The sequence below is a fragment of the Synechococcales cyanobacterium T60_A2020_003 genome, assembly GCA_015272205.1.
Classification (GTDB): Bacteria; Cyanobacteriota; Cyanobacteriia; order RECH01; family RECH01; genus JACYMB01.
Genome location: JACYMB010000286.1, coordinates 1 through 6,784 on the forward strand (window position 1 = coordinate 1; position 6,784 = coordinate 6,784).

Below are 6,784 nucleotides of genomic sequence, written 5' to 3' on the forward strand. Positions count from 1 at the left end.
CTTTGACGGTCGCCATTGTTTGAATCGCAAGGTCACTATAAAGAACTGACGCGCCGGGTTTGCCGCTCAACTCCTCGACCACCCACTGCCCCAGCACAGATTCTTCGATCCAGAAGGTGAGGCTTCCCCTAGCCTTCAATCCAGCGTTATACTCTGACCAGTTGCGGATGCGGTATTGAGGTTTCATGGCAGGTTTTATGTGTGATAACTGAAATTTACCATGCCTCTCCTGCCCGCAACCCCTCTTTCATGCAACAACGCCGCTTGAAGTCCTAGAATCCGGTCTCCTTCCCAGGCGATCCGCTGGGCAAACCGTCCTAAGTCTTGAGCGAGGAGACGATTGATCGGGCCTTGAATATCGGGATGGGTTTGGAGCAGATGTTCAAAGTCGGATTGCCGTAAAAACCAGATTTCGCTAGTGGTAAGGGCGATCGCACTCGCTTGATAGATACCGTGTTCGGCGTCGTTGATGAGGGGGATATAGTCAAAGAGATCTCCAGCACTGTGGTAGTGAATGTGGGTTTTGCCCACCGGAGATGAGCGGTAGATTTCCACCGTTCCCCATTTCAACAGATAGAGCCCGATCGCCGTTTGTCCGTGTTGATAGATGTCGGTTTCTGGTTCAACGACTAGGGGGTGCAGTACGTGGGCGATCGCCCGCAGCGCCTCATCGCTTAGCGTTCCCCAAATCCGATGAAAGCTAAGCCAGTTCAAGCGTTCGTCAATGGCCTGTGGATCCTGAGGGACAGCCTCGTTCACGCCTTGTCCGAGGGGCAACGATAGGCGAGATGGATCTGAAATCGATGAACCTGACAAAATTTATCCTCTCAAGCAACGTCCTCTATCAGTGCCTTCAAGCGATCGCAAGTGGCAGCAACGTGGTCTGGAGTTTTATCCTCTAGTCCCATGGCGACCAAGAGTAGACCCAGTTCTAGAGCATCTGCCGCGTTAAGCACTAAGCCCAATTCCTCCGTTTGGGGGTCTTGCCCGGACGGTTCCGGCTTTGGCTCAACTTCTAAGTCGATGTAAATATCCGATGCACTCGATCCGCCGTGATCGGCAGTTCCCGCTAGTTTTGTGATTTTGCTGCCTCGCACCTCCATGCTAGTGATATTGCTCATCACCGTGATACCGGATGTATGTAACGGTCGTGTAATCGCCTTTGTCGTCATGGGTCTACTCCTGAATTTAGCGAAGGTTACCGTATCCGAACCGATGGGTTAATCTTTTTTTCTCAATTCGACTTTCTCAATCCAACTGCAAATGGCCCTGATATCCAGTGACGATGCGGCTGCCATCTTTGAGCACATGCACCTCCATTTGGTCGCTCGCCCAGGTTAGGTGATCGTTCAATGCGGGGTTGAAGACATGCACCCGCTGGTTTTTGGACGATACCAGAGAAGTCGGGTCATGAATCGCTAGAGACTCAACGTAGGGGCCATCCACCAAAATGTCCAGTTGCGCTAACAAGTCTTGTGCGCCTGGAGGAGCGGATTCGGCCCGGAGTTGGGCGATCGTGAATCCGGTAAAGGACATCACCGTTAACCCCTTCTCCTTCACCCGTCGCGCCACGTCTGCCAAGGCTGGAGCTTGCCAAAACGGTTCGCCGCCCGAAAAGGTGACGCCTTCATTACTCGGCTCACTCAAAATCCGAGTCACGATCGCATCAATGGAAACGATCTGGTTCTCCTCAAACGACCACGAGGCCGTATTGAAACAGCCCGGACACTCACGGGCACATCCCTGCACCCACACCACTGCCCGACAGCCAGGGCCATTCACCTCCGAGCGATCGACGTATCCCATAATGTTGAGGTGACCGGGCGGAATATGCTGCAACGCCTGAAGCACATCCCTGGGTGGATTCATCGTGGTCATGGCAATCTCCTTTAAGTGGAATGGGTTAACTCAGCCATCAGGTCTGCGACGGGGCGGATGTGGTCATCGTGCCGCGTATGGTGTCCGGCAAAGACGAGTCCTGTTTCTACGTCTCCTTGAGCGGCACGATCTAGGGCGCGGAGAATACAGTAGGTTTCGCGGCGATCGCGAAATTTGCAGACCTTTAGACAATTTACAAAACAGCCTCCCTGGGGATTTGGGGTTCCCGTAGCTAACAGATTGTCCACAAAGGGGTTCCGCAAGGCTCGTCCCGGCAATCCAACCGGGCTAGAAATGATCACAATGTCTTCAGGTTTTGCCTTTAAATGAAACTCTTTGTAACGAGGATTGGCGTCGCATTCCTCGGTGGTAATGAAGCGCGTTCCCATCTGCACACCGCTTGCGCCTAAGGCTAAGGCTTGCACAATGTCGGCATGATCCCAAATTCCACCCGCCGCGATCACTGGAATCGGCTGTTGTAGGTCGTCGTGGAGATAGCGAACCAAATCCGGAATCACGGTAGCCGTATCCCATTCCGGCGACTCAATCTCCTCCTCCTTCGCGCCGAGATGTCCCCCGGCAAACTTGGGATTTTCGACCACAAAGGCATCGGGCGATTGCCCATACTGACGTTGCCATTTCTGACAAAGAATCCGAGCGGTGCGAACACTGGAAACAATCGGAACTAGGGCAACATCGGGGGCATGGGCTGTATATTCGGGAAGACTGAGGGGCAATCCAGCTCCCGAAATAATCACATTCGCACCGTGGTCTACCGCTGTTTTCACCAGGGTTTCGTAGCCCTGAGCGGCAACCATGATGTTCACACCGATAATGCCCTGGGGACTAAGCTGACGGGCGTTTTGCAGTTCATCAATTAACGCCAGTCGATTCGCCTCTAGAAAATTTTCGTGGCGTTTTTTAGGACTGGGTTCCTCTGGGTTAAAGTACTCGGATTGCAGCCCCAAACAGACCGCAGAGATAATGCCAATTCCACCCGCGTTCGCGACAGCGGCGGCGAGATTTGCTCCGGAAATCCGGATGCCCATGCCACCTTGAATGATCGGATAGCGGGCAGTGTGGGAGCCAATCGTGAGGGAAGGGAGATTTGTCATCGCGATTTAAAACTTGCTTTAGAAGAATTTAGTCGTAGGCTGCAACGGTTTTCCATTCCTGGATCAGCGATGGCGAGACAGGCAGTAACCGATCCTCCTGATTCAGAACAGGTAGGGTCATCTGCATGGGAATCGCGGTCGGTAAGTCAGCCACTAACGGTTGCAGGTCGTACTGTCCCACGTTGGATTCGGGCGCAGACGCATCGGTGAAAATTTGGCTGGAGGCATCCTCAGCAGTGAAAGACTCTCCCACGGTGGGAGTCAGAATCAAAGGACGAGACCGATCGATGTCAACGCTTCCCGGAAAGCCGACCAGTCGCACATAGAAGCTGGTGCTGCCATCGGGACGGACTCGGTTAAACGCGATTACTTGCCAGCGATCGCCCTGTTGATCCTGTACGCCCTGCCGCGACTGATAGACGAACTGACCAGGGGTTTCCTCCAGTTGGCGAATGGCCGCCAAGGCGGGAGCGCTAGAAAAGAGAATCCCCAGCAGGCAAACGCCCAACAGAGCTGTAGCCGATAACAACGAAATGAGTTTGCGAATGTGGTATCCCATGAATACGTATCTACTCTGAGAGCGCTTCTTCTAAGGACTGCTGGACATCGGGAATAAAGACCGCATACATTCCCCGCAAATCGTCCACCTTGAAGTCATAGGCTATATCTTGGGGATAGTTTTTCTGGACAAACTCCGGGCGATCGCCCTTGGCCCCGTGACAGGCAAGACAACTCGCCTCAACATTGATGCGGCGATAGTAGCGGGTTCCCGTTTGTCCATCTAAGGTTTCCGGTTCCCAAAAGCCCATCAGATCTGGATTTTGCTCAAATTTGGCGATCGCCATCTGGGCGTGTAGCGTATCCGGTTTATGATCCGGATTACGATATTTGGTCGCGATTTGCTTGACCGTCCAACCGTTCTCTTTGCTCAACTGCATTGCTTTCATGCCCACGGGTTTGCAAACTTGCTTCATGGTGTCTGCGGTGGGCGTTTCGGGACTGTCTTTGAGATAGTCGGCCAGTCCACTGCGTAAGGCATCAAGCTGCTCGATTTCTTGAACGGCTTTGGCGAGTTGGGCTGGGTCGGGTTGAGCTTGGGCGATCGCCGGACGTCCTAGAAAGCACAGCACAAACAGAGATAGACCCAGAAAAATATGAGAGAGCGTTTTAATCATGATAGTCTCCTGAAGATCATGAGAAACAACTGTGAATCATGTGAATCACCTGTGAATCAATAGACTAGCGTTCACCGTTCATCAACGCGGCTGGACAGAGCGATCGCACTTCATCATCCACAATGCGGTAATACCGACAAATGCCAACCCGCCGACATGCCACTACCCCTGCAACCTTGAGCAATTGTAAATGCTTGGATACATTCGCCTGATGTAACCCTGTCAGTGTACAGATGTCGCTGACGTTGCGTTCCCCCTGACAAATGACCGATAGAATGCGTAACCGACTGGGTTCGCTTAATAGTCGGAATCTTTCCGCCCAACTATCAAAGGGTTGGTCATCCGGATCAAAGGGAGTGGTCGGTTGATGGGGTGAAGGTGTCATATGCCTGTAGGTCTAGAAAACATGGCAACGAGCGGGATTAGGGGAAAGTCAATTAATTCACGAGCGATCGCGAATCTGGGGTTTTACTATTGGCGATCGCTGGTATATCTTTCAGCATTTTCAAACCAAATAGAGTGCGAAGTCCTAACCGCTCAAACCAGGGCATACCCACACCTAACCGAATTTTCGTCATAAAGTATTCCTCAAAGGCAGCTTTTACCCAAACGACCCAAGGGCCACGAACCGCATAGGAGTATTTGCGCTGACCCGTCTCTGGATCGGGCAGCACAGGGGCAGCAATGTAGGCAATGCCTGTATCGCCAAATTCCGCAAAACAAAGCGCTTCCAGAGTCGGAATTTTCAGGCTGCTGTCAATCGCGCCTAGTTCCACGGCGATGTTGTGAGCCGCAGCCGTCGCCATTGCCTCTGCCATTTGTCCACTTTTCGGTAATCCAATCGGAACGGGTGTTTTGTCGGGTTGCGCTAATTTCACACTGACGCCAACCGCATAGATGTTTTCAAAGCTTGCGTGTTGCTGGGTCGGCAAGATCGGAATAAAGCTACGCTCATCACCGAGTTCGGGAACATCGCGAATGAATTGCGCACCCTTAAATGCAGGCAAAATCATCGAGTATGCAAAGGGCAACCGACGACCATCCGAGAGCACAACGGTATCGGGTTCTATAGAGGCGATCGCTGCATTATCAATCACCTCAATTCCCCGTTTGTTCATCAGGTCTGCGGTCAATTTTTGAGCATGTTTGACTCCCGCAACGCCCAAGTGACCCGCATAGGGTTCGGGGGTCACATAGGTCATCGAAACCTTGTCTCGCAATCCTCGGCGGCGCAGTTCGTGATCGGCAATCAGCGCAAACTCATAGGCTGGGCCAAAACATCCCGCTCCCGGAGCCGCCCCAATGACAATCGGGCCAGGATGCTCTAGAAACTCTAACCATGCCTGTCGAGCGTCCAGTGCGTGGGCAGGTGTACAAACAGACTGTGTATATCCCCCGTGGGGGCCAAGTCCGGGAATCGCTTCCAGGTCAAGGGATGCGCCTGTGGCAATTAAAAGATAGTCATACTCCAGCGGTTCATCCTGTCCCTCAACGGTTAACGTACGGTGCTTTGGATCGAGGGCAGTCACTTTTCCCGAAACCCAATTTAGTCCATGACGCTGAGCTAGAGTCGCTAAATCAAGCTGAATGTGATGTAGCGGCTTTAAATCGAGCGCGACTTGAATCAGTCCAGGAATAAAGGTAAATTCTGGCTTTTCAGAAACTAGCGTGACCGTATGTTTCTGGTGAAGAAGATGCCGTAGTTCATACGCAGCGGGCAAACCTCCTAATCCAGCTCCAATTACAACAATATTTGCCATTGCGTTTTAATCCTTCTCGAAATGTATGCTGAAGAGTCCATCTAGCACCCCCCAATGATGGCTGAGGGGGGAGTTATGCGCTGGGAGTTAATTACGCCAAGATTTCTGAAACTCACACTATGTCCTGTGATCTGTGGGGAAATCTTTCGCCACCAATGGAACGTCGCTAGATTTTATTCTACTTATTAGTAATATAATCATATTTAGGATTAAAGTGGTGTCTGTCAACCCAGTATTTATGCTTATTTTGCTTGGTGTAGAACGAACACGAACGGTATAGGCAGACCTAGTGGGATAAATTCGGAACCCTGAAATCACTCAGGCATCAAGGCTTTGAGATAAATTTTGGAAAATACTTGATTATTTTACTATCTAGTTATTTAATAATAGAATAAGGCATCCGTTGCTTTGAGATTCGATACATTGCTTGACTGTTCGTAAGGATTTTTGGTTATGTACCACTTCAGTAAGGTTGTTGGCGTCTCTTTTGATGAGGCGATCGCCCAAGTTACCGAGGCACTCCGGGAGGAAGGACTGGGCGTTTTAACAGAGATTGATGTCCAGGCTACGCTCAAGAAAAAGTTGGATGTCGATTTTCATCGCTACAAAATTTTAGGGGCGTGTCATCCGCTGGTGGCTTATCACATGCTGCAAACCGATGACAAAGCCGGGGTGATGTATCCCTGTAATGTGGTGGTGCAAGAGCATGACGATGGACGGGTTGAAATCTCTGCTGTTGACCCGCTCGTGATGTTTTTGATGATTCACAGGCGTTGTTGCATGAAAGAGGGGTTGCGGGCAGGAGAGGCATGGTAAATTTCAGTTATCACACATAAAACCTGCCATGAAACCTCAA

At 51.3% G+C, this 6,784-nt stretch carries 10 protein-coding genes; 1 reads left to right on the forward strand and 9 read right to left on the reverse strand.

Going from position 1 to position 6,784, the window contains the following annotated elements; genetic code table 11:
- The 9 genes from IGR76_14105 to IGR76_14145 form a co-directional block, all read right to left on the reverse strand.
- The coding region (locus IGR76_14105; GenBank protein MBF2079611.1) for a transposase at positions 1-187 on the reverse strand (187 nt) is incomplete at its 3' end.
- Between the two features lie 8 nt (positions 188-195).
- Positions 196-819 carry a cyclic nucleotide-binding domain-containing protein gene (locus tag IGR76_14110; GenBank protein MBF2079612.1) on the reverse strand — a complete coding sequence of 208 codons (624 nt, stop codon included), beginning with the start codon at positions 817-819 and terminating at the stop codon, positions 196-198.
- A gap of 8 nt (positions 820-827) precedes the next feature.
- Complete coding sequence (locus IGR76_14115; protein MBF2079613.1) at positions 828-1,172, reverse strand: hypothetical protein; 345 nt, start codon at positions 1,170-1,172, stop codon at positions 828-830.
- A 76-nt stretch (positions 1,173-1,248) separates the two neighbouring features.
- On the reverse strand, positions 1,249-1,878 hold the full coding sequence (locus IGR76_14120) for a radical SAM protein (GenBank protein MBF2079614.1): 630 nt from the start codon (positions 1,876-1,878) through the stop codon (positions 1,249-1,251).
- Between the two features lie 11 nt (positions 1,879-1,889).
- Positions 1,890-2,993, reverse strand: coding sequence for a nitronate monooxygenase (locus IGR76_14125; protein ID MBF2079615.1), 1,104 nt, complete (start codon positions 2,991-2,993; stop codon positions 1,890-1,892).
- 28 nt (positions 2,994-3,021) lie between these two features.
- Complete coding sequence (locus tag IGR76_14130) at positions 3,022-3,552, reverse strand: DUF3122 domain-containing protein (protein MBF2079616.1); 531 nt, start codon at positions 3,550-3,552, stop codon at positions 3,022-3,024.
- 10 nt (positions 3,553-3,562) lie between these two features.
- Positions 3,563-4,168: a DUF3365 domain-containing protein gene (locus IGR76_14135; protein MBF2079617.1), complete on the reverse strand. Its 606-nt coding sequence runs from the start codon at positions 4,166-4,168 to the stop codon at positions 3,563-3,565.
- Between the two features lie 64 nt (positions 4,169-4,232).
- Positions 4,233-4,553: a winged helix-turn-helix transcriptional regulator gene (locus IGR76_14140; protein ID MBF2079618.1), complete on the reverse strand. Its 321-nt coding sequence runs from the start codon at positions 4,551-4,553 to the stop codon at positions 4,233-4,235.
- Between the two features lie 52 nt (positions 4,554-4,605).
- On the reverse strand, positions 4,606-5,928 hold the full coding sequence (locus IGR76_14145; protein MBF2079619.1) for an FAD-dependent oxidoreductase: 1,323 nt from the start codon (positions 5,926-5,928) through the stop codon (positions 4,606-4,608).
- A 453-nt stretch (positions 5,929-6,381) separates the two neighbouring features.
- Here IGR76_14145 and IGR76_14150 point away from each other — a divergent pair, with 453 nt between their 5' ends.
- On the forward strand, positions 6,382-6,744 hold the full coding sequence (locus IGR76_14150) for a DUF302 domain-containing protein (protein ID MBF2079620.1): 363 nt from the start codon (positions 6,382-6,384) through the stop codon (positions 6,742-6,744).
- Positions 6,745-6,784 lie beyond the last annotated feature (40 nt).

Excerpts from the sequence above, each read along its gene's own strand:
- IGR76_14115 (MBF2079613.1), bottom strand. The coding sequence starts at position 1,172 with ATGACGACAAAGGCGATTACACGACCGTTACATACATCCGGTATCACG.
- IGR76_14120 (MBF2079614.1), bottom strand. The coding sequence starts at position 1,878 with ATGACCACGATGAATCCACCCAGGGATGTGCTTCAGGCGTTGCAGCAT.
- IGR76_14125 (MBF2079615.1), bottom strand. The coding sequence starts at position 2,993 with ATGACAAATCTCCCTTCCCTCACGATTGGCTCCCACACTGCCCGCTAT.
- IGR76_14130 (MBF2079616.1), bottom strand. The coding sequence starts at position 3,552 with ATGGGATACCACATTCGCAAACTCATTTCGTTGTTATCGGCTACAGCT.
- IGR76_14135 (MBF2079617.1), bottom strand. The coding sequence starts at position 4,168 with ATGATTAAAACGCTCTCTCATATTTTTCTGGGTCTATCTCTGTTTGTG.
- IGR76_14140 (MBF2079618.1), bottom strand. The coding sequence starts at position 4,553 with ATGACACCTTCACCCCATCAACCGACCACTCCCTTTGATCCGGATGAC.
- IGR76_14145 (MBF2079619.1), bottom strand. The coding sequence starts at position 5,928 with ATGGCAAATATTGTTGTAATTGGAGCTGGATTAGGAGGTTTGCCCGCT.
- IGR76_14150 (MBF2079620.1), top strand. The coding sequence starts at position 6,382 with ATGTACCACTTCAGTAAGGTTGTTGGCGTCTCTTTTGATGAGGCGATC.